The organism is Streptomyces sp. NBC_01235 (assembly GCF_035989285.1).
Taxonomy (GTDB): Bacteria; Actinomycetota; Actinomycetes; order Streptomycetales; family Streptomycetaceae; genus Streptomyces.
On record NZ_CP108513.1, the window covers coordinates 584,156 to 604,330 of the forward strand.

The 20,175-nt window shown below is 72.2% G+C and carries 17 protein-coding genes; 7 read left to right on the forward strand and 10 right to left on the reverse strand.

What is annotated here, in order from left to right:
- Positions 1–17: 17 nt before the first annotated feature.
- Positions 18–833, reverse strand: a complete 816-nt coding sequence (locus OG289_RS02625) for a chaplin (RefSeq protein WP_327312376.1) — start codon at positions 831–833, stop codon at positions 18–20.
- Between the two features lie 265 nt (positions 834–1,098).
- Between OG289_RS02625 and OG289_RS02630 the strand changes: the two genes are divergently transcribed.
- Together OG289_RS02630 and OG289_RS02635 are read left to right on the forward strand one after the other, a co-directional pair.
- Positions 1,099–2,724: an alpha/beta hydrolase gene (locus OG289_RS02630; protein ID WP_327320561.1), complete on the forward strand. Its 1,626-nt coding sequence runs from the start codon at positions 1,099–1,101 to the stop codon at positions 2,722–2,724.
- Positions 2,725–4,215, forward strand: a complete 1,491-nt coding sequence (locus OG289_RS02635; protein ID WP_327312377.1) for an FMN-binding glutamate synthase family protein — start codon at positions 2,725–2,727, stop codon at positions 4,213–4,215. It begins immediately after the preceding gene.
- A gap of 9 nt (positions 4,216–4,224) precedes the next feature.
- Here the strand turns inward: OG289_RS02635 and OG289_RS02640 are convergent, their stop codons facing one another.
- Entirely contained in the window at positions 4,225–5,007 is a 783-nt protein-coding gene (locus tag OG289_RS02640) for an alpha/beta fold hydrolase (protein ID WP_327312378.1), read from the reverse strand.
- Between the two features lie 127 nt (positions 5,008–5,134).
- Between OG289_RS02640 and OG289_RS02645 the strand changes: the two genes are divergently transcribed.
- On the forward strand, positions 5,135–6,229 hold the full coding sequence (locus tag OG289_RS02645) for a baeRF3 domain-containing protein (RefSeq protein WP_327312379.1): 1,095 nt from the start codon (positions 5,135–5,137) through the stop codon (positions 6,227–6,229).
- A gap of 59 nt (positions 6,230–6,288) precedes the next feature.
- Complete coding sequence (locus tag OG289_RS02650) at positions 6,289–7,314, forward strand: Gfo/Idh/MocA family protein (RefSeq protein ID WP_327312380.1); 1,026 nt, start codon at positions 6,289–6,291, stop codon at positions 7,312–7,314.
- A 13-nt stretch (positions 7,315–7,327) separates the two neighbouring features.
- Here the strand turns inward: OG289_RS02650 and OG289_RS02655 are convergent, their stop codons facing one another.
- Positions 7,328–7,741, reverse strand: a complete 414-nt coding sequence (locus OG289_RS02655) for an SsgA family sporulation/cell division regulator (protein WP_327312381.1) — start codon at positions 7,739–7,741, stop codon at positions 7,328–7,330.
- Between the two features lie 350 nt (positions 7,742–8,091).
- On the opposite strand from OG289_RS02655, the gene OG289_RS02660 reads away from it, so the two are divergent.
- Positions 8,092–9,489 (forward strand): PP2C family protein-serine/threonine phosphatase, encoded by a 1,398-nt coding sequence (locus OG289_RS02660; protein WP_327312382.1) that lies wholly within the window; start codon positions 8,092–8,094, stop codon positions 9,487–9,489.
- Positions 9,490–9,536: 47 nt separating this feature from the next.
- On the opposite strand, the gene OG289_RS02665 is transcribed toward OG289_RS02660, so the two are convergent.
- Positions 9,537–11,039 carry a DNA-binding protein NsdB gene (locus OG289_RS02665; RefSeq protein WP_327312383.1) on the reverse strand — a complete coding sequence of 501 codons (1,503 nt, stop codon included), beginning with the start codon at positions 11,037–11,039 and terminating at the stop codon, positions 9,537–9,539.
- 233 nt (positions 11,040–11,272) lie between these two features.
- Between OG289_RS02665 and OG289_RS02670 the strand changes: the two genes are divergently transcribed.
- Positions 11,273–12,409 carry an aminoglycoside phosphotransferase family protein gene (locus tag OG289_RS02670; RefSeq protein WP_327312384.1) on the forward strand — a complete coding sequence of 379 codons (1,137 nt, stop codon included), beginning with the start codon at positions 11,273–11,275 and terminating at the stop codon, positions 12,407–12,409.
- A gap of 248 nt (positions 12,410–12,657) precedes the next feature.
- Entirely contained in the window at positions 12,658–14,553 is a 1,896-nt protein-coding gene (locus OG289_RS02675; RefSeq protein WP_327312385.1) for an N-acetylmuramoyl-L-alanine amidase, read from the forward strand.
- 7 nt (positions 14,554–14,560) lie between these two features.
- Here OG289_RS02675 and OG289_RS02680 read toward each other — a convergent pair whose 3' ends face one another.
- The 6 genes from OG289_RS02680 to OG289_RS02705 all read right to left on the reverse strand — a co-directional run bounded on the left by OG289_RS02680 (position 14,561) and on the right by OG289_RS02705 (position 20,024).
- Positions 14,561–15,058, reverse strand: coding sequence for a hypothetical protein (locus tag OG289_RS02680; protein ID WP_327312386.1), 498 nt, complete (start codon positions 15,056–15,058; stop codon positions 14,561–14,563).
- Positions 15,059–15,567: 509 nt separating this feature from the next.
- Positions 15,568–15,810 (reverse strand): DUF397 domain-containing protein, encoded by a 243-nt coding sequence (locus OG289_RS02685; RefSeq protein WP_079657699.1) that lies wholly within the window; start codon positions 15,808–15,810, stop codon positions 15,568–15,570.
- 83 nt (positions 15,811–15,893) lie between these two features.
- On the reverse strand, positions 15,894–17,060 hold the full coding sequence (locus tag OG289_RS02690) for a thiolase domain-containing protein (RefSeq protein WP_327312388.1): 1,167 nt from the start codon (positions 17,058–17,060) through the stop codon (positions 15,894–15,896).
- On the reverse strand, positions 17,057–18,127 hold the full coding sequence (locus tag OG289_RS02695) for a thiolase domain-containing protein (RefSeq protein WP_327312389.1): 1,071 nt from the start codon (positions 18,125–18,127) through the stop codon (positions 17,057–17,059). The genes OG289_RS02690 and OG289_RS02695 overlap by 4 nt, the downstream gene beginning before the upstream one ends.
- A complete protein-coding gene (locus tag OG289_RS02700) occupies positions 18,124–19,068 on the reverse strand; it encodes a Zn-ribbon domain-containing OB-fold protein (RefSeq protein WP_327312390.1) in 945 nt (314 codons plus the stop codon). Before OG289_RS02700 ends, OG289_RS02695 begins: the two co-directional genes overlap by 4 nt.
- A gap of 155 nt (positions 19,069–19,223) precedes the next feature.
- Entirely contained in the window at positions 19,224–20,024 is an 801-nt protein-coding gene (locus OG289_RS02705) for a crotonase/enoyl-CoA hydratase family protein (protein ID WP_327312391.1), read from the reverse strand.
- Positions 20,025–20,175 lie beyond the last annotated feature (151 nt).

The following is a 20,175-nucleotide window of genomic DNA, read 5'->3' on the forward strand; positions in this document are numbered from 1 at the left end:
GCATCCGGGCGCGCCCCTCACAACGGAATTTCCGCCGCGGAGACGACGCGGCGGCCCAGCACGGCCGCATGCCCCCGTCCGACGGGGGCATGCGGACCCTCCTCCCGCAGGAACCGCTCAGCGCTCCGCGCGCGGGCGGAACCTCCGGTACAGGGCAGGCTCCGCCGAGCTCCATGGCCGTACCGCCGGCGAGGCCGGGCAGGGTGGCGTCGGCTCCGGGGCGGGCCGGCGAGGACACGGCCTCGGGCGCCGCGGCCTGGGGCCCTCGCGCCCCCGCCCTCGCGCCGCGGCCTGGGGCGCGAGGGCGGGGCCCGCGGGACGGGGACGGTCTTCGGGACCGGTTGCTGGGGATCGGAGGGCGGGTTGTGCCGGACCGGCGGCTGCGGCGCGGGCTCGGCGGGCTGCGCGTGCCCCTCGCCAAAGACGTTGACGGACTCGTTGCCGAACGCCGGGTTCGCGATGCCGACGACGTTCACGCTGTTCCCGCCGGCGTTCACCGGGAGGTGGACCGGCAACTGGACTCCGTTGCCGGAGACGACGCCCGGAGAGTCCTTCGTGACACCGTTCGCGGTGGCGCCGCCGCCCGAGGACAGGCCCTGCGCCCCGGTCGCGGCGGCCTCGCCCTCGTTGGCGCAGGTGTTGCCCGCGGCGGGGTTCAGTGCGCCCACCACGTTCACCGTGTTCCCGCACAGGTTCACCGTGAGGTTCACCGACAGCTGTACACCGCTGCCCGAGATCAGCCCGGGCGGGTCGGCCGCGGAGCCGTTCGCCGCGGAGTCGGCATGTGCGGGCGGCGTCACAGCCATCGCGCCGGACACTACGGCGACGGCCATCACACCGGTTCGAATGCATCGCGGGCACTCGCCCGCCCCCGGTTGAACGTCGACGAGCCGTCCGGGTCATGCCGAAACACCCTCTCACCCCATCGGGTGCACCGTCGTCGAACTGGTGTCAAACCCTCCACAGGGGCCCGCCGTACGGGTACCGAGGGGGCTCCCGGGCGGTGCTCCTGCCGCCCGGAGGCGGGTCGTCCGCAGGCCGCATATCGTGATCGAGGGCGCCGTTCCCGGACCGCTGCGGGCGTCCCTGGAGGCACTGATGCTGGCCAAGCTGTCGAGGCGGCCCGGGCTGCGACGCTGCGCGCTCGCCGCGACCGCCGCACTGACCCTGCTGGGCGCGGGCCTGCCGACGGCCACCGCGAACCGGAACGGCGACGGCGACGACCGTCCCGACCTGTCCCGGTTCTACGGCCAGAAGGTCACCTGGTCGGCGTGCACGGGCGACGGCATGCCCGACGACCTGCAGTGCGCCAAGCTGACCGTCCCCCTCGACTACGCCCGCCCCAAGGCCGGCACGCTCGACCTCGCGCTCGCCCGCTACCGGGCCACGGGCGACAAGCGCGGCTCGGTGGTGCTCAACTTCGGCGGTCCCGGCGGCGCCGGTGTCCCTGAACTCGCCTACAGCGGCAAGGAGTTCATGGATCTGACCGACAGCTACGACGTGGTCACCTTCGACCCCCGGGGTGTCGGCCGCTCCTCCCCCGTCAGCTGCGGGGACGGCGAGGAGAACGGGCTGGGCGCCCTGGACGACGACTCGGCTCTCGCCGATCCACGGGCACTCCTCGCCCGGCTGAAGCAGGCCGCCGCCGACTGCACGAAGCACTCCGGCCCGGTCCTGCCGCACATCGGCACGGTCGACGCGGCGCGGGACCTGGACGTGCTGCGCCGGGCGCTCGGCGACAAGAAGCTCAACTATCTCGGCTTCTCCTACGGCACCCGGCTCGGCGCGGTCTACGCCGCCCGGTTCCCCGACCGGGTGGGCCGGCTGGTCCTCGACGGCGTCGACACGCTGACCGAACCGCTCACGGAGCAGGGGGTCGCGGGTGCCCGGGGGCAGCAGGTGGCCCTGGACGACTTCATCGGCTGGTGCGCGAAGGACATCGCCTGCCCGTTCGGGCAGGATCCGCGCCTTGGCCGCGAGGAGGTCGTACGGCTCGTACGCTCGCTCGACGAGGATCCGGTGCCGACGGACTTCGGCGACGACTTCTCCGGCCAGGACCTCGTCGGCGCTCTCGGGCAGGGGCTGTACAGCAGGGAGCTGTGGCCGCTGCTGGAGCGGGCGCTGGCCCAGCTCATCGAGAGCGGGGACGCCAGTGGGGTCCTGGGTTTCGTGACCGGCGGCTTCGCCTTCCCGCTTCCGCTGCCCGTCCCCCTTCGGGCTCCGGGCCGCGTCGAGCCCTCTCCCGGGGCGCTCGTCGACGAGGAGAACGTCCCCCTCGACAACCTGCCCGCTGCGCTGATGGCGATCAACTGCGCGGACGATCCGGACCGTCCGACCGCCGCGCAGTTCACCACGGGTCTCGAACGGCTGCGGACCGCGTACGACAAGGCGTCACCGGTGTTCGGGCAGTACCGCCTCACCGAGGTCCTGATGTGCTACGGCCGCCCCAAGGGCACCGACTTCATCCGCGAGGAGGTGAAGGACCTGCACACGCCGAAGATGCTCCTGGTCGGCACGCGCGGCGACCCGGCGACACCGTACCGCTGGACCGTGGAGACGGCGCAGCGGCTCGGGTCCTCGGCCGTGGTGCTCGACAACAAGGGCGAGGGCCACACCGGTTACGGGTCGTCCAAGTGCGTGCACCGCAAGGTCGACGACTTCCTGATGTACGGCTCCCTCCCGCCCAGCGGCAGCTCCTGCGGGCCCGACGAGGACGACGACTGAGTGCGCCGGTTCCTGCCGCTGCTGCTCGTCGCCCTCACCGCTGCCGGGACGACGGTCGCCGCATCCGCCCTGTCCGCCGGGTGGTGGCTCGCGGCCGGGCCGGCGCTGGCGCTGACCTGCCTGGGCGGCCGGGACCTGCTGCAACGCCGCCGCCCCGTGCTCCGCAACCACCCGTTGGTCGGGCACCTGCGGTACAGGACGGAGCAGGCGCGAGCGGGCGGCACCGGCACCGGCACCGACGAGCCGTTCGGCGGCGAGCGGGACGGGGACGAGTTCCTGGTGCCGTCGCTGCACCCGGTCGAGGCGGCCGAGGAGGCGCCGGTGGTGCGGGTGGGCGGGCCCGACTGCGCCCAGCCGTACGACATGGCGCTGCTCAACGTGTCCGCGATGAGCTTCGGCGCCCTGTCGTCGCATGCGGTCCTCGCCCTCAACCGAGGTGCGGCGCTGGGCCGTTTCGCGCAGGACACCGGTGAGGGCGGACTGTCGGAGTACCACCTGCGGGGCGGCGGCGACCTCGTCTGGGAGATCGGGACCGGGTACTTCGGCTGCCGCGGCGCCGACGGGGGGTTCGACGCACGGGAGTTCGCGGACAAGGCGGCGCTGCCCGAGGTGAAGTGCGTTTCGCTGAAGCTGTCCCAGGGGGCGGCGCCGGGCAGCGGCGCGGTGCTGCCGGGGGTGAAGGTGAGCGCCGAGATCGCTCGGGAGCGGAAGGTGCCGGTGGGCGAGACGGTGGTGTCGCCGCCCTGCCACCGGGTGTTCTCGACACCCCGGGAACTGGTGCTGTTCCTGGCCAGGCTGCGGGAGTTGGCGGGCGGCAAGCCGACCGGGTTCAAGCTGTGCGTGGGATCGCGGCGGGAGTTCCTCGCGGTGTGCGGGGCGATGGTCGCGGAGGGGGTGGCCCCCGACTTCGTGGTGGTGGACGGGTCGGAGGGCGGCACGGGCGCCGCGCCGACCGGGGTCGCCGGACGCCTCGGCATGCCGCTCACCGAGGGGTTGATCACCGTGCACAACGCGCTGGTCGGTGTCGGGCTGCGGGACCGGGTCCGGATCGGCGCGAGCGGCCGGGTGGCCACGGGCTCGGACGTCGTCAAGCGCCTCGTGCAGGGCGCCGACTACACGAACGCGGCCCGCGCGATGATGCTCGCCGTGGGCTGCGTCCGGGCCCGGCGCTGCCACACCGGCGCCTGCCCGGCGGGCGTCGCCACACAGGACCCGCTGCGGGCCCATGCCGTGAACGTGGCCGACAAGGCCGGGCAGGTGTGGCGCTACCAGCGGGAGACGGTGCGCGACGCCGTCTCGGTCATGGCGGCCATGGGCGTCCGCGGGCCGGGCGAGCTCACACCCGCCCACCTGGTCCGGCGGACGGGGCCGGGCACGGTGCGCTCGTACGCGGAGCTGTACGAGTGGCTGGCGCCGGGAGAACTGCTCGCCGGGCCCCCGGATTCGTGGGCGACGGACTGGAAGGCGGCGGATCCGGACAGCTTCCGTTAGCGCCGGCGGCTATGCGGACTTGACGCTCACGAAGGCGTCGATCGCAGCGGTCAGCTCGGCCGGCTTCTCGACGGGCAGTTCATGGCCGGCGTCGAGGATGCGGACGGTGGCGTCCGGATAGGCCTTGGCCATCCGCAGCATCTGCCGCACCGGGAGCTGGATGTCGTGGTAGCCGTGGATCATCAGCGTGGGGGCCTGGATCTCCCCGACCCGGTCCAGGACGTCGAAGGCCCGCATGGCGCCGTACAGCGTCATGACGACCTCGCGCGGGGTGTCCGCGGAGGCCTTGATGTACGCGCGGATCTCTTCGCGGGGGTAGCCGGGGGCGAAGGCGCGCTGGATGTTGGCGGCGACGAACAGCTTGAAGGGGACGAGGGTCGAGGCCCCCATCAGCAGGCCCCGGCCCCGGCTGTACGTCATGCGGCCGATGGAGTTCACCAGCACCATGCGCTCCACGCGCTCGGGGTGGGAGAGCGCGACGGTCTGCGAGATCATCCCGCCCATCGAGTGACCGACGAGCACGAACCGCTCGATCCTCAGGTGGTCGAGGAGGGCGAGGAGGTCCCTCGCCAGTTCCCCGACCGTCTTCACGCCGGCCCCGCTGCTCTCGCCGTGCCCGCGCAGGTCGAACCGGATCACCCGGCGCTTCTCGGCGAAGTGCGCCACCTGGTGGTCCCAGCGGTGCCGGTTCGCCGTCCAGCCGTGCACGAACACCAGGGGCACGACGTCGCCGTCGCGCGGGCCCTCGTCGTCGTACGTCAGTGCTGCGCCGTCGACTTCGAGCTGCGGCATGGGGCCTCCTGCGGTGCGATCCCGGTTACTGACGCGTACGGTAACGGGCCGCCCGGGCCGCCGTCACCGTCGTTCGCCGAGGAATCCGAGAAATGCCCTACGGACGAATCGGACCTATCGTGCTGTTATGGAGAACGCACTCAGCCCCGCGACCCTCTCCGAACTGCGCCGCCCGCGCCCCTATCCCGCGGTGTCCGTGCTGACGCCGACCCATCGCCGTGAACCCGAGAACGCCCAGGACCGGGTCCGGTTGCGCAATGTCGTGGCCGAGGCGAAGAAACAGCTGGAGACCGACCCGGCGGTCACCCGGGAGCGGCGCGCCGACGTCGCCGACCAGCTCGACCGGGCCCTCGCCGAGGTCGACCTGGCGCACACCGAGGACGGCCTGGTGATCTACGCCGCCCCGGGCGAGCACCAGGTGTGGTCCCTGCCCCGTGCCGTGCCCGAACGTGTCGTGCTCTCCGACACCTTCCTGACCCGCAACCTCGTCTCCGCGCAGGCCTCCGAACGGCCGTTCTGGGTACTGTCGGTCTCCGCCGACCGCGTCACCCTGTGGAACGGCGGCGCCGAGCGGGTCACCGAGGAGCACGCCGGCGGCTTCCCGCTGACCAGGAACCGGGAGAATTTCGACGCCGAGCGCCAGGAACGGATCGGCGACCTGCCCAGCACCTTCCGTGACGAGGACACCCGCCACTTCCTGCGCGAAGCCGACACCGCCGTGGGCAGACTGCTGCACGAGCATCCGCGGCCGTTGTACGTCACCGGCGAGCAGGCGGCGCTGTCGTGCCTCGACGAGTTGGGCGGCGTCACCCGGGACGCGGTGCACGTCCCGCACGGCGGGCTCTCCCACGGCACGCCCGACGCCGTGTGGCAGGCGGTGCGTCCGCTGCACGACGCGGAGGCCCGCCGGGACACCGCCGTGCTGGCCCGGGTGCTCGACTCGGCCCGCGGCCACCGCATGTTCGCGGCCGGTGTCGACGAGCTCTGGCAGAACGCGCGGGAGGGCCGGGTCCGTCTGCTGGCCGTCGAGGAGAACTACCGTGTGACGGTCCGTGACGACGGCGCGCATCTGGTCCCGGCCGTGAGCGGCGACCTGGACGCCCGCGAGGACATCGTGGACGAGATCGTCGAGCAGTGTCTGGAGACGGGTGCCGACGTGCGCTTCGTACCGGACGGCGCACTGGGCGACGTGGCGGGGATCGCGGGCGTACTGCGCTACTGAGCCGCTCCCCTTCCCGGCGTACGCTACGGCGTGGTCGTCGAACGGGAGGGAGAGCGCTCGTGGGTGACCTGCTGGGCGTGGCCGTACTGGGTGCCGGACACATGGGCGCCGACCACATACGCCGCCTCGATCGCGTGGTGAGCGGAGCCAGGGTCGCCGCCGTGGCCGATCCCGACGCCGCGCGGGCGAAGGAGTCCGTGGCCGGGATCGAGGCAGCGACGGTCCACACGGAGGCGGAAGCCGCGCTCGACGCTCCCGGGGTGGAGGCCGTCCTGATCGCCTCACCCGGTCCCGCGCACCAGGAAGGGCTGCTCGCGGCTTTCGCCCGCGGGCTCCCGGTGCTGTGCGAGAAGCCGATGGTGCCGGATTCGGCAGGGGCGCTGCGCGTGCTGGAGGCCGAGGCCCGGTTGGGGCGGCGCCTGGCGCAGATCGGGTTCATGCGGCGCTATGACGCCGAGTACCGCAGGCTCAAGGCACTGCTGGACGAGGGGCGGCTCGGACGGCCGCTGATGCTGCACTGCGTCCACCGCAACGTCTCCTCGCCGACGGACTTCACCAGCGCGATGCTGATCGACAGTTCGGTGTCGCACGAGATCGACGCGGCCCGCTGGCTGCTCGGCCAGGAGCTGACCTCGGTCACCGTCCTGCGCCCGCGTCCTTCGTCCGGCGCCCCGCCGGGCCTGCTCGACCCGCAGTTCGTGGTCTTCGAGACCGCCGGTGGCGCGCTGGTCGACGTGGAGGTCTTCGTCAACTGCGGCTTCGGGTACCAGGTGCGCTGCGAGGCCGTGTGCGAGGCGGGCAGCGCACGCATCGGCGACGACCACGGGATGCTCGTCACCGCGCGGGGCACCGCCGGCGCGGACGTGCCCCAGGACTACCTCGTGCGGTTCGCGGACGCCTACGACCGCGAGGTGCAGGCATGGGTCGACGCCACCCGGCGGGGCCGGGTCGCCGGGCCGACCGCCTGGGACGGCTACGCGGCCTCCGTCGTCGCCGAGGCCGGGGTCCGGGCCCTGGAGAGCGGCGCGCGCGTGCCCGTCGAACTCGCCACGCGTCCCGGCCTGTACACCGGGGGCGCTCGCTGACACCGGGCGGGCCTCAGACGTTGCCGAGCAGGGCCTGCAGACCCTGGTCGACGGCGGCGCCGACGTCCTCGCGCCCCGACGCGACCACGGCGTAACTGCGCAGCAGGAAACGACGCAGGGCGCCGGTGTCGAACTGGAGCAGGGCCAGTCCGAGCGGGGAGTGGAACTCCATCACCGTGCGGGCCTGCCCGCAGGGCCAGATGTGCACGTCACCGCTGCCGGCCGGACCGTTCACGCCCTGCTCCAGCAGCGCGCGGCCGAAGGTCCAGGTGACCTCCTCGCCCGCGAGGGAGACCTCCGGCGGGAAGTCGACGTGCACGGCGAAGGGGTCGGTGGAGTCGTAGCGGAGCGTGGCGGGCACGGGCAGCTCCTGGTCCTCCGCGGTGATCAAGCGGGCGCGGACGGGTTGTTCAAGAGTGATGTCCATGCATGTACGACCTCATAGGGGCCCTTCGCATTACGCAAAACCGGGGGCAAATTCCTGTGACCTGCGTCACAGTGGTCAAACAGTGGAACACAGGGCCGTCGAACACGCGACCGGCGGTCACCTCGACCCCCTCGCGGGTCCCCCAAGTCACGTACGTCACCTACGACTTGACCCCTTCGCTGCACGCGCCCACCGCGCCCCACGACCCCTCCGTGAAGACACTGGCATATGCCAGAAGCACCACCGAATCGTGTGTTGCCAAATCCCTTACACGTCGTCGCGGGCTGTGCAACAGTCGTAACGGCCCTTGCGCCAGCCTTCGTCGTACCGTTCCCGCATCGGAGTGCGTCATGCCGTCCCATGTCTCTGCGGACCGCTCGGCCGCCCAGCCGCCAGGGCGGGGCTCGGTCGACGCGCTGATCACGCAGACACGACGGCTCAAGGGCGACATGGACGCCGTACGGCAGGACGCACAGGACGACACGGCGGACCCGCAGGGACGCTGGCAGCGCGCGCTCTACGATCTCGCACTGCACCAACTCAACGATCTGGACGCGCACTTGGCCCAGTTGCGGGACGGCCCACCGCCGGTACCTGCCGCCGAGCCCGTCTCCGCCGCACGGGCGGCTTCCCGGCGCGAGTCGCTGCTCAGCCGGGTCGGCAGCGCCGAGTGGAACCTGCTGACGGACGAGGCCGTCTGGTCCGAGGAGCTCTACCGGATCCTCGGCCGCGACCCCGCCGCTCCCCCGCTCACCCTCGACGAACTGCCCTCGCTCGTCCTCGAGGAGGACCGGCCGAAACTCACCGCGATGGTCACGGACTGCCTGGTCGACGCCAGGCCCGTCGACGGGGAGTTCCGCGTCGTCCCCCCGGGCGGCGAGGTCCGGACCGTGCACATGATGGGCGAGCCCGTGCTCGACGGCGAGGGCGGCACCGCTTCGATGTGGGCCGTACTGAGGGACGTCAGCGAAGTGCGTCGCAGCCAGCGGGCGGTGCGCGAGAGCCGTGATTCGCTCCAGCGCCAGCGGCACCGGGCGCAGACCGAACACCGGCTCGCGGTCGAACTGCAGGAGGCCGTGCTGCCGCCGTGGCGTGACTCCCTGCGCCTGGCGCACCAGGGTCCGCGCTCCCTCGACATCGCCGCCCACTACCTGCCCGCCGCGACGACCTCGCTGATCGGCGGCGACTGGTACGACGCACTCGAACTCTCCGACGGCCAGACGCTGCTCAGCGTCGGTGATCTCACCGGACACGGCCCGGCCGTCGCCTCGAACACGGCGATGATGCTGGGCGCCCTGCGCGGCATGGCGATGGCGGGCACCCAGCCTGCCCAACTGATGTCCTGGCTCAACCAGTTACTGGACGCCACCGTCCAGCCGGCCCTGGGAAGCGCCGTCTGCTGCCGCTACCGGCCGGACACCCGCACCCTGATGTGGGCGCAGGCCGGACACCCCGCCCCGCTGCTGTTCCGCGACGGGACGGGGCGTCGGCTGAACGCACCGGAGGGCGTGCTCCTGGGTGCCACCTCACGCGCCGCCTACGGGCAGGCCGAGGAGACGCTCGAACAGGGCGATCTGCTCCTGCTGCACACCGACGGGCTGGCCCCCGCCGACCGTCTCCTCGACCTCGCCCCCCGGCTGGACGAGGCCCGCACCGCACAGGACTGCGTGCGGACGGTCGTGACGGAGTACGGCGAGTCGGCACGCGAGGACGACGCCTGCGTACTGGTCGCCCGCGTCACCCGGTGAAGACGGCCCGCGACATCCGGTAAAGGACCTGCCAGACACCAACTCGCTCACGCCTGGGCGCTGTTGCCTCCCCTGCCCCCCTTCTGCTTCGGCAGCGCCAGCCTGATTTCCTCGCGCAGCTCGGTGATCCTCGGGTAGTTGGCGTACTCCGCGGTGAGCCGGTACATCTGGCTCAGCCGGTCCCAGGTGCGCCGGGAGGAGTTCGACCCCATCGAGACCAGGGCCAACCGCGCGAACCGGTCCGCCTGTTCGGGGTCGTCCGCGATGAAGCAGGCGGACGCCATGGACAGATGGTCGAAGATCTTCGACCGCTCCCGCCCGTCGACGCGCAGCGCCAGGGCCTTCTCCGCGTAGTACTGGGCGTGCACGGCGGCCTGGGGCTCGAACTCGGCCAGCGTGCGGTAGGCCAGGGCCTGCATGCCGTACAGGTCCTCGTCCTTGAAGGTCTGCATCCAGGGCGGCGGTGTGACGTCGCCCTTGTCGGAGACGAACAGGTCCTCCGCCCGGCCGAGGGTGCGGCGCATGGCCTGTCCCTTGCCCATCGCCGCCTGCGCCCAGGCCTCGATGGTGTGGAACATCGCCCGGGTGCGCGGCAGTACGTTGTCACCGGCACCGGACTGGGCGAGCTTCATCAGGTCGAGGGCCTCGTCGGGCCGGCCGAGGTGGACCATCTGGCGGGCCGCCCGGGAGAGCGCCTCGCCGGCCCGTGGCCGGTCGCCGCCCTCACGTGCCGCATGGGCGGCGATGACGAAGTACTTCTGGGCCGTGGGCTCCAGACCGACGTCGTGCGACATCCAGCCTGCGAGGACGGCGAGGTTGGCGGCGACGCCCCACAGGCGCCGCTGGAGATGGGCGGGGTGATGGTAGGCGAGCATGCCGCCCACCTCGTTGAGCTGCCCCACCACGGCCTTGCGTTGCAGCCCGCCTCCGCGGGCCGCGTCCCAGGCTCGGAACACCTCGACCGAGCGCTCCAGTTCGTCGACCTCCTCCGTTCCGATGGGGGCGGCCTCGTAGCGGTCGAACCCAGCGGGGTCGGCATGGTGGAGGAGGGGGTGGTCGATGACGGGAGCGTCGGCGGAGAGGGTCGGGTCGGTGTGCAGCCACTCGTACATGGCGCTGCTGAGTGCGGATCCCGCCGTGAGCGCGACACCTGCGCTCACCAAGCCGCGTCGGTTGAGCATGAGGTCCATTCCCGTGAATTCGGTGAGGACCGCAGCAGTCCGTTCGGGCGCCCACGGCACACCGTCGGGATGTTCCACACTCCCGCCGCCGGGCCGTTTCCCTGTACGCCCGTGCCGGACCAGACCGAGGTCCTCGATGGTCACGACACGGCCGAGACGCTCGGTGAACAGAGCCGCCAGCACCCGCGGCACCGGATCGCGCGGGATCTCTCCCATGTCGATCCACCGCCGCACCCGGGAGGTGTCGGTCGACAGCTGGGGGTGGCCCATGGCCGCCGCCTGCCGGTTGACCAGCCTCGCGAGTTCACCCTTGGACCAGCCGGCCAGGCCGAACAGATCCGAGAGACGGGTGTTGGGTTGTCCGCTCACGTCAAGCCCCCAGGTTCTCGGCTGAGTTGACAGTAGCCCGGTGAAAGTTGCCGGGCGACTATTCGCCAGGGTTCGCCAGGGTTCGCCAGATGGTGTGCCAGTAGGCCATGGGTGTCAGGTAGGAACGCGCCACCCCGACCCGGTCGCCGAGGGACATTCCCCAGGGTGCACCCAGGAGGACCGGCTCGGGGCAGCGTTTTGACGTCCGGCACACGAAGGGATCTGTTTCGCCCATGTACGCAGCATCGTCCTCCGTGTCCGCCCCGCCCCGGTCGCTGCACCCCCGTCCGGGCGGCGGCCCCTACCTCGACCCCGCGCGGTCGGCGGCCCCCGCGCTCGGCGCAGGTCTGGCCCGGCGTCCCGCGGGGCTCGGCACGCAACCGCTCAGCGGGAGACTCGACTTGTCCGGCCCCCAGGGCGCCCAGCTGCGCACGGCGATCGCGTCGGTGCACCGGATCTGCCCGGAGTTCGCCCCGGTCCAGGTGCTGCGCCGCAGCGGACGCTCGGTGCTCCTGGTCGGTACGACAGGACGCAGTACGGCAGTCGCCAAGTGCTTACTGGACCACTCCCCCGTGTGGGCGGAGCGGATCCGGCACGAAATAGCCGCGTACCGCACGTTCGTCCGGCAGCGCCCCCCGGTGCGGGTGCCGAGACTGATCGCGGCGGACCCGGACAACTGCACACTGGTGATCGAGCGAATGCCGGGCCGCGTGGCGGCGCTGCAGCGGCACCCCACCGAGGTCCCGCCACGGGCGGACATCCGGGCGGCACTCGGCGCGATCTGCCGGTTGAACGCCTGGCGGCCACCGGCGGGGACGTTCGACGCGCCGCTCGACTACGCGGCCCGTATCTCCCGCTACCACGAGCTGGGTCTGCTCACCGACCGGGACCTCGGTGACCTGCAGAAGCTGCTGCACGGCATCGCCGCCACCGCCGGCCGGCAGGGCATGGGTCAGTTCTGTCACGGCGATGCCCTCCTGTCGAACATCCTTCTCTCACCGGCCGGTCCAGTGCTGGTGGACTGGGAGCACGCGGGCTGGTACCTGCCGGGCTACGACCTGGCGACGCTGTGGTCGGCGCTGGGCGACGCGCCGGTGGCGCGCCGTCAGATCAGCCAGATCGCCCAGTCGGCGGGCCCGGCCTCGCGGGACGCCTTCCTGGTGAACCTGATGCTGGTCCTCACCCGCGAGATCCGTACCTACGAGACGGCCGTGCAGCGTTCGATGCACGACATGACCCCGACGGCCCCGGGGCCGGCCCACCCGGGCGCCGCGCCGTCCGGCGAGGAACAGCGCCTGCTGCTGAGGCGGCTGCACGACGACTGCCAGCTGGCCCGCCGGGCCGTACGCGCGGCCGTCGGTACTCGCTGAGGGGACGGAGGTCCGCGGTGTGCCGCAGCGGCGGTGCACCGCGGACCTCCGTATGTGCGAGCGGTGTCTTGACGAGAGAAATCGCCTGTTTGTGGGCATGATTGACGGGTTGTCGACAAGCCGGTACCACGGGGCGCCGTTCGGCCCCGTACGCCTCGCACTCCCCCCGCTCGTCCCAGGAGGCCGCATTGCGAAAACCCGTCACTCCCCCCGGACCCCCCAGACCTACCCGTAGAGCCGCAGGCGCCATGGCGTCGGCGGCTCTGCTGCTCCCGCTGCTCGGCGCGGCACCCGCCACCGCCCAGTCCTCGGAGAACAGCCTCCAGCAGGCATTCGCCGCCGCTGCCGCCGAGTACCACGTGCCGCAGAGCGTGCTGCTGGGCGTCTCCTACCTCCAGTCCCGCTGGGACACGCACGGCGGAGCGCCGAGCGTGACCGGCGGCTACGGACCGATGCACCTCACCGACGCCCGTACGGCGCTCGCGACGGACCCGCACCACAGCGAGGGTACGGAGGACGCCCGCGGCGACTCCGCCCGCCCGGCCCTGCACCCGGCCGCGCGGCTCCCGTCGAGCGACGAGCTCCCGGCCCGTCTGACGACCCTGCCGAGGGCGGCGCGGCTGACCGGACTGAGCGCCGGGGAACTGCGCACGGACCCCGCGGCCAACATCGCGGGCGGCGCCGCGCTCCTCGCCGCCGCCCAGCGCGGCCTGGGCGAGCCCCTGAGCGCCGACCCGGCCAACTGGTACGGCGCGGTGGCGCGCTTCTCGGGCGCGGACGACACCGCGACGGCCGCCACCTACGCCAACGACGTCTACGACGTGCTGCGCACCGGTGAGGAGCGTACGACGGACGCCGGCCGGCCGGTCGCCCTGGCCGCGCAGCCGGACCTGGCTCCGCGGACGGCCCAGCTGCGGGAAACCGGCCTGCGCACGGCCTCCGCGGCGGGCACCGAGTGCCCGGCGTCGGTGTCCTGCGAGTGGATCCCGGCGCCCTACGAGCAGTTCGGCGACAACGACTACGGCAACCACGACGTCGGCGACCGTCCTGCCTCGCCGGGCATCAGGTACATCGTCGTCCACGACACCGAGGGCGGCTGGGAAGGGGTGCTGAACCTGGTCCAGGACCCCACGTACGTGTCCTGGACCTACTCGCTGCGCTCCACCGACGGCCATGTCGCCCAGCACGTGAAGGCGAAGGACGTGGCCTGGCACTCGGGCAACTGGTACGTCAACGCCAAGTCGATCGGCCTGGAGCACGAGGGATTCCTCGCCCTCCCGGACTCCTGGTACACGGAGGCGATGTACCGGTCGTCGGCGCGGCTGGTGAAGTACCTGGCCGCGAAGTACGGCATCCCGCTGGACCGGCAGCACATCCTGGGCCACGACAACGTTCCGGGCCCGACCACCGCCGCCGTCCCCGGGATGCACACCGACCCGGGGCCGTACTGGGACTGGCGGCACTACTTCGAGCTGCTGGACCGGCCCTTCGCGGCGACGGCCCGCAGAAGCGGCGGCCTGGTGACGATCCGGCCGGACTACACCGCCAACCAGCCGGTGTACACGGACTGCGTCGGCCAGGGTCAGGCATGCGCGGCGCACGGTTCCAGCGAGGTGCGGCTGTACTCCGACCACGACGAGAAGTCCGCCCTGATCACGGACGTCGGCAAGGGCTCGCCCCCGACCACGGACGTGAACGACATCTCCTCGCGGGTGTCCACCGGCCAGCAGTACGCGGTCGCCGGCCAGTGGGGTGACTGGACGGCGATCTGGTACCTGGGACAGAAGGCCTGGTTCAGGAACCCGAAGGAGCAGCCGACGGCCGTGCCCGGGGCGGGCCAGGTGGTCACCCCCAAGGACGGCCGCGCGAGCGTGCCGCTCTACGGCCGTGCCTACCCGGAGGTGTCGGCCTACCCGGCGGACGTCCCGGCCCAGGCGGTCTCACCGCTGCCGTACACACTGCCGAAGGGCCAGAAGTACGTGGCCGGGGACGAGGTGCCGGGCGAGTATTACTACGCGGTCACCTTCTCCACCGACTCGCACCAGGTCGTCGTCGGGGACGACCAGTACTACGAGATCCAGTACGGCCACCGGGTGGCGTTCGTGCGGGCCGCGGACGTGAAGGTCATGTCGTCGACGTCCTAGCCGCGCCTCAGCCCTGCTGGAACAGCTCCGCCGGGAGCGGTTTCAGCAGGGCGTAGAGGTCGTCGGTGATGGGGCGGTCCCAGGCGGCGATGGTCACCAGGACGTTGTCGCTGCGGTCGAACTGCACGCAGGCGATCCGCCCCTCGGAGAGCTTCAGACGGCGCACGATCAGCAGGTTGTCGCCCTGCATCACCGGCATGTCCTCGGTACCGACGACGGTCACCTCCTCGTCGTTCTCCAGCGCGAGCAGCAGCTGGGCCACCTCGAAGGGGACCTCGTCCTCCTCCACCTCGCGGGCCGGGGAGCCCTCGGGCAGATTCCCGATGATCATCGCGGGGCCGCGGCCGCCGAAGAGGTCGTAACGCAGGAAGACGCCCTGGCAGCTGCCATCGGGGGCGGGCAGCAGCCCGGCGCCCAGATTGCCGGGCCAGTCGCCCGGATCCATGGCCAGTACGTCGAAGTCGGGCCCGGCGGGAGTGGCGCTGCGGCGGCGGAGGAACGACATGCGGCCATGGTACGTGGCCACTGCCCTTCGGTGGCGCGTGGGAGGGACGCGGTTCACCGTTCGGGTGGGGGCTTCCGGCACCTGGGCGCCCCAGGCCTGGAAGCGGGCGTCGCGCAGCGCGGCCTCGGTGAACGCGAGGCCGAGTGCGCCGTCCGTCCGGCGGCCCCGGCCGGGGGCACGAGACGACCCGGCGCTCGGAGTCCCGCGCGGCGGTCGGGCCGTTGGAGCCGGGCAGCAGACCGGCGAAGCGGCCGAGGCCCCGGCAACCGAGCGCCGACGGCCGGGCGTGCGGCGCCGAGGGCCCGGGCCACGGCACGTCGGCTGCGGTCGGAGCCTCGTCTCCCGGGTTCGACCTGCGACCGGCGCGACCTGCGATGCCCGGCTGGGCCCCAGAGGGTGTGCGAGGTCGCGTGTCCGGAACATCCGGAACCCTGGGCGGAACACCCCGGTCCGGCTCGTCGGCACGCGCTCGGGAGCGGCCGACGGTCCGGCTGCGAGGCTGGCCGGTGTCAGGTCAGGTCGAACTCCCCCTCCCGTGCCCCCGACACGAACGCGCCCCACTCGGCGGGCGTGAAGATCAGGGAAGGGCTCTGGGGACGGCCACTGTTGCGCATCGCGATGAATCCCTCGACGAAGGCGATCTGGACATCCCCCCGACCCTGGCTGCTGGACTGCCACTCGGCGTTGCTGAGGTCCAGCTCCGGCTTGTCCCAGCCCGTGAGCGGCTGCTGCTGGATGGTGCTCTCGGCCACGTCCGTGCTCCTCCCGGTTCGTCGTCCGCGGGTCAGCCTAGCGAGCGGTTCCGGAGGCCGACAGAGCACGTGAGGGGGACCTTTCAGGACTCCGGGGCCGCCGCTCCCACGAGCCACATGGAGAAGAACTGCGAGCCGCCGCCGTAGGCGTGTCCGAGCACCCTGCGGGCCCGCTCCACCTGATGTTCCCCGGCCTGTCCGCGCACCTGGAGCGCCGCCTCGGCGAAGCGGATCATGCCGGAGGCGCCGATGGGGTTGGCGGACAGGACGCCCCCCGACATGTTGACGGGCAGGTCGCCGTCGAGCTCCGTCACCCCGGCCTCGGTCAGCTTCCAGCCCTCGCCCTCGTCGGCGAAGCCGAGGTTCTCCAGCCACATGGGCTCGTACCAGGAGAACGGCACGTACATCTCGACGGCGTCGATGTCACGGCGCGGGTCGGTGACGCCGGCCTGCCGGTAGACGTCGGCGGCGCAGTCCTTGCCGGCCCGCGGCGACACGGCGTCCTTGCCGGCGAAGAGGGTCGGTTCGCTGCGCATCGCGCCGCCGAGCATCCAGGCGGGCGGCCGGGGGGCGCGGGCGGCGCCGGCCCGGTCGGTGAGGATCATCGCGCAGGCTCCGTCGGAGGAGGGGCAGGTCTCCGAGTAGCGGATCGGGTCCCAGAGCATGGGCGAGGACTGGACTTTCTCCAGCGTGATGTCGTGCTCGTGGAGGTGGGCGTAGGGGTTCTTCAGTGCGTTGCGTCGGTCCTTGTACGCCACCAGCGAGCCGACGGTGTCGGGGGCGCCGCTGCGCCGCATGTACGCGCGCACGTGCGGTGCGAAGAACCCGCCCGCACCGGCGAGCAGCGGCTGCTGGAAGGGGATGGGCAGGGACAGTCCCCACATGGCGTTGGACTCGGACTGTTTCTCGAAGGCGAGGGTCAGCACGGTGCGGTGGACACGGGCCGCGACGAGGTTCGCGGCAACGAGCGCGGTGGACCCGCCGACGGAGCCCGCCGTGTGCACCCGCAGCATCGGCTTGCCCACCGCGCCGAGCGCGTCGGCGAGGTACAGCTCGGGCATCATGACGCCCTCGAAGAAGTCGGGGGCCTTGCCGATGACGACGGCGTCGACGTCGGCCCACGTCAACTCGGCGTCGTCCAGGGCGCGTCGGGCCGCCTCCCGGACCAGCCCGGCGATCGAGACGTCCCGCCGGGCCGCGGCATGCTTGGTCTGGCCGATCCCGACGACGGCCACGGGCTCCTTGCTCATCGCGGTTCCCCTTCGAGTACGGCGACCAGGTTCTGCTGGAGACACGGGCCGGAGGTGGCGTGGGCGAGGGCGCGGTCGGACTCGCCCCGGTGGATGCGGGCGGCGGCCTCGCCGATGCGGATGAGACCGGCGGCCATCATCGGGTTGGCGGCGAGGGCACCGCCGGACAGGTTCACCCGCACGCTGTCGTTGAGCCGCAGCGCCTTGCGCAGGACGACCTCCTGCGCGCTGAACGGGGCGTGCAACTCGGCGGTGTCGACGGGCCGTTCGAAAGCGCCGGCCTTCTCGGCGGCGAGGCGGGTGGAGGGCGAGTCGGTCAGGTCGCGCACGCCGAGCGCGTGGGCCTCGATCCGGTGGTCGATGCCTCGGATCCAGGCGGGCCGGGAGCACAGCGCGCGGGCCCGTTCCCCCGCCGCGAGGATCACAGCGGCGGCTCCGTCGCCGACGGGCGGGCAGTCGCCGGTACGCAGCGGCCGTACGACGTAGTCCCCTTGGGGCACCGAACCCCGCAACTGGGCCCGGGAGTTGAGGGTGGCGACCCGTCGGCTGCGGGCTCCGATCGCGGCGAGGGCGGGCTCGTCGGTGTCGCCCGCGTCGATCAGGGCCTGCGCCTGGAGGGCGGCGAGGGCGACGGAGTCGGGCCACAGCGGGGCGACGTAGTACGGGTCCAGCTGGCGGGTGAGCACGTCGCGCACGGAGCCGGGCGAGGACTTGCCGTAGGAGTAGACGAGCGCGGTGTCCGCGTCGCCGGTGAGCAGTTTGGTCCACGCCTCGTACAGGGCCCAGGCGCCGTCCATCTCGACGTGGGACTCGGAGATGGGCGGCCAGGCGCCGACGCCGTCGAGGGCGAGGGTGAAGGAGAAGGCGCGGCCGGCGAGGTAGTCGCTGGAGCCGGAGCAGGTGAAGTCCATGTCGGCGGTCTTCAGGCCGGTCCGGTCGAGGACGCTGTGCAGGACCGGCATGAGCATCTCCACTTCGGAGAGCTCGTCGGTGGTGCGCCGGACGTCGGTCTGCGCGAAGGCCACCACGGCGATGTCGCGGACGCCTGAGGGTTCCTCGGAGGTCACAGCAGCTCCTTGTAGGCGTCGTAATCCGCGTCGGGTTCGCCGGTCGGGCGGTAGTGGTCGGGGTAGCGGGCTCCTTCCGTCCACACGGGTTCGACGCGCAGGCCCATGCGGACCTGGTCGTAGGGGATGCCGCCGATGCGTCCGTGCAGGGCGAGGTCGGCGCCGTCCAGGGCGATGTGGGCGTAGACGTAGGGCACCTCGATGTCGAGGTTCTTCGCCTTGATGTTGACGATGCAGAAGGTGGTGACGGTCCCGCGCGGTCCGACCTCGACCTGCTCGGCGGTCGGGACGCCGCACGTGGGACAGGCTCCGCGGGGCGGGACGTACACCTTGCGGCAGGACGGGCAGCGTTCGCCGACCGTGCGCTGCGTGGAGAGCTCGGCGATGTAGGCGGACTGGGCACGGCCGGGCGAGTAGGTGTAGTCGAGGCGGGCGGGGGCGACGATTCCGGTGACCCGGTCACCCGCCAACTCCCCGTGGCTGCCGCTCGGTTGTCCGGGTTCGCCGTCGTGCGGCTCGAAGCAGGCGATGTCGGTGATGGCGCCGGTGCGTTCCCCGGCCCAGCGGATCCGGACGCGCATTCCTGTGTGGACGGCGTCGGGGCCGGGGGCGTCGAGGGCGTGCAGGAGAGCGGTGTCGGCGCCGTCGAGACGGACGAGTACCCAGGCGAAGGGGGTGGTGAGGGGCTGGCCCCGGCGGGGGGCGTGGTTCCAGGCCCAGGTGGTGACCGTGCCGGTGGGGGCCACCTCGACGAGGTCGTGGATCTCCTCGGCGGTGACGGGGTCGTACTCGACGGGTGGGACGAGGGTGCGGCCGTCGGTGGTCCGCACACCGAGGACGACGCGCTCGCGCAGGCCGGTGAGGAAGGCGCTCTGGACGGGGCCGAGAGAGCGGGTGAAAGGAAACTCGACGACGAGAGGGGCTTTGAGGACTTCGGGCATCGAGGGCTGCCTCCTTGGGAAGCCGGGGTCAGCTGGAGAGCCCCAAAAGGGGCGCGGGGCTGTGCCATCTGCGGCTCCGCGGCGTGGGCGCGACCAGCCACGACGGACCCGCAGCAGGGCGAACGGCGCCTGCCGACCGCTCACCCGGCGGAGCGTCACGCACGCCTGTAGACCGGCGCCCGCTTCTCCGCGAAGGCCCGCGTGCCTTCCTTCGCGTCGGCGGTGTCGAACACCGGCCAGCCCCGGGCGAGTTCGGCGGCGAGGCCCTCGGTCTCGGTGAGCTCGGCGGTCTCGTAGACCGACGCCTTGACGGCCTCGACCGCCAACGGGCCGCAGGAGTTGATCCGTTCGGCGATCTCCAGCGCCGTCTCCAGGGCCTCGCCGTCGGGAACGACATGCCCGACCAGGCCGATGTCAGCGGCCTCCCGGGCGGTGTAGGGCCGGCCGGTCAGCAGCATCTCCAGGGCGTGGGTACGCGGGATCTGGCGTTGCAGGCGGACCGTGGAGCCGCCGATCGGGAACAGGCCGCGCCGCACCTCGAAGAGACCGAAGGTGGCGGACTCGCCCGCGACGCGGATGTCGGTGCCCTGGAGCATCTCGGTGCCGCCCGCGACGCAAGTGCCCTCGACGGCGGCGATCACCGGCTTGCGGGGTCGGTGGTGGCGCAGCATCGCCTTCCAGTGCAGGTCGGGGTCGGCCTTGAGCCGGTCGCGGTACTGCTCCCCTGCCATGCCCTGGCCGGCGAGGGCCTTGAGATCCATGCCGGCGCAGAACGCGCCGCCCGCGCCGGTGAACACGATCGAGCGGATGGAGTCGTCCTCGTCGGCCTCCAGCCAGCCGTCGTACAGGCCGACGAGCATGGCGATCGAGAGCGCGTTCCTGGCCTCCGGTCTGTTGAGCGTGAGCACGAGTGTGGCGCCTTCGCGCCGCACGGTGAGGTGTTCGGTACCGCCCATCGCAGATCTCCCCTCGGAAAGAACGAGAACAGGTTGCAGGAGGCGTGATGGCAGTTCAAGGGTTTTCTGACAGTCAGTCAGATTTCTTCGCAGGAACCCTTCCCACTTGCCGCGCCCTTTGCTCTGATGACCGGCAACCGTCGGGAGAACC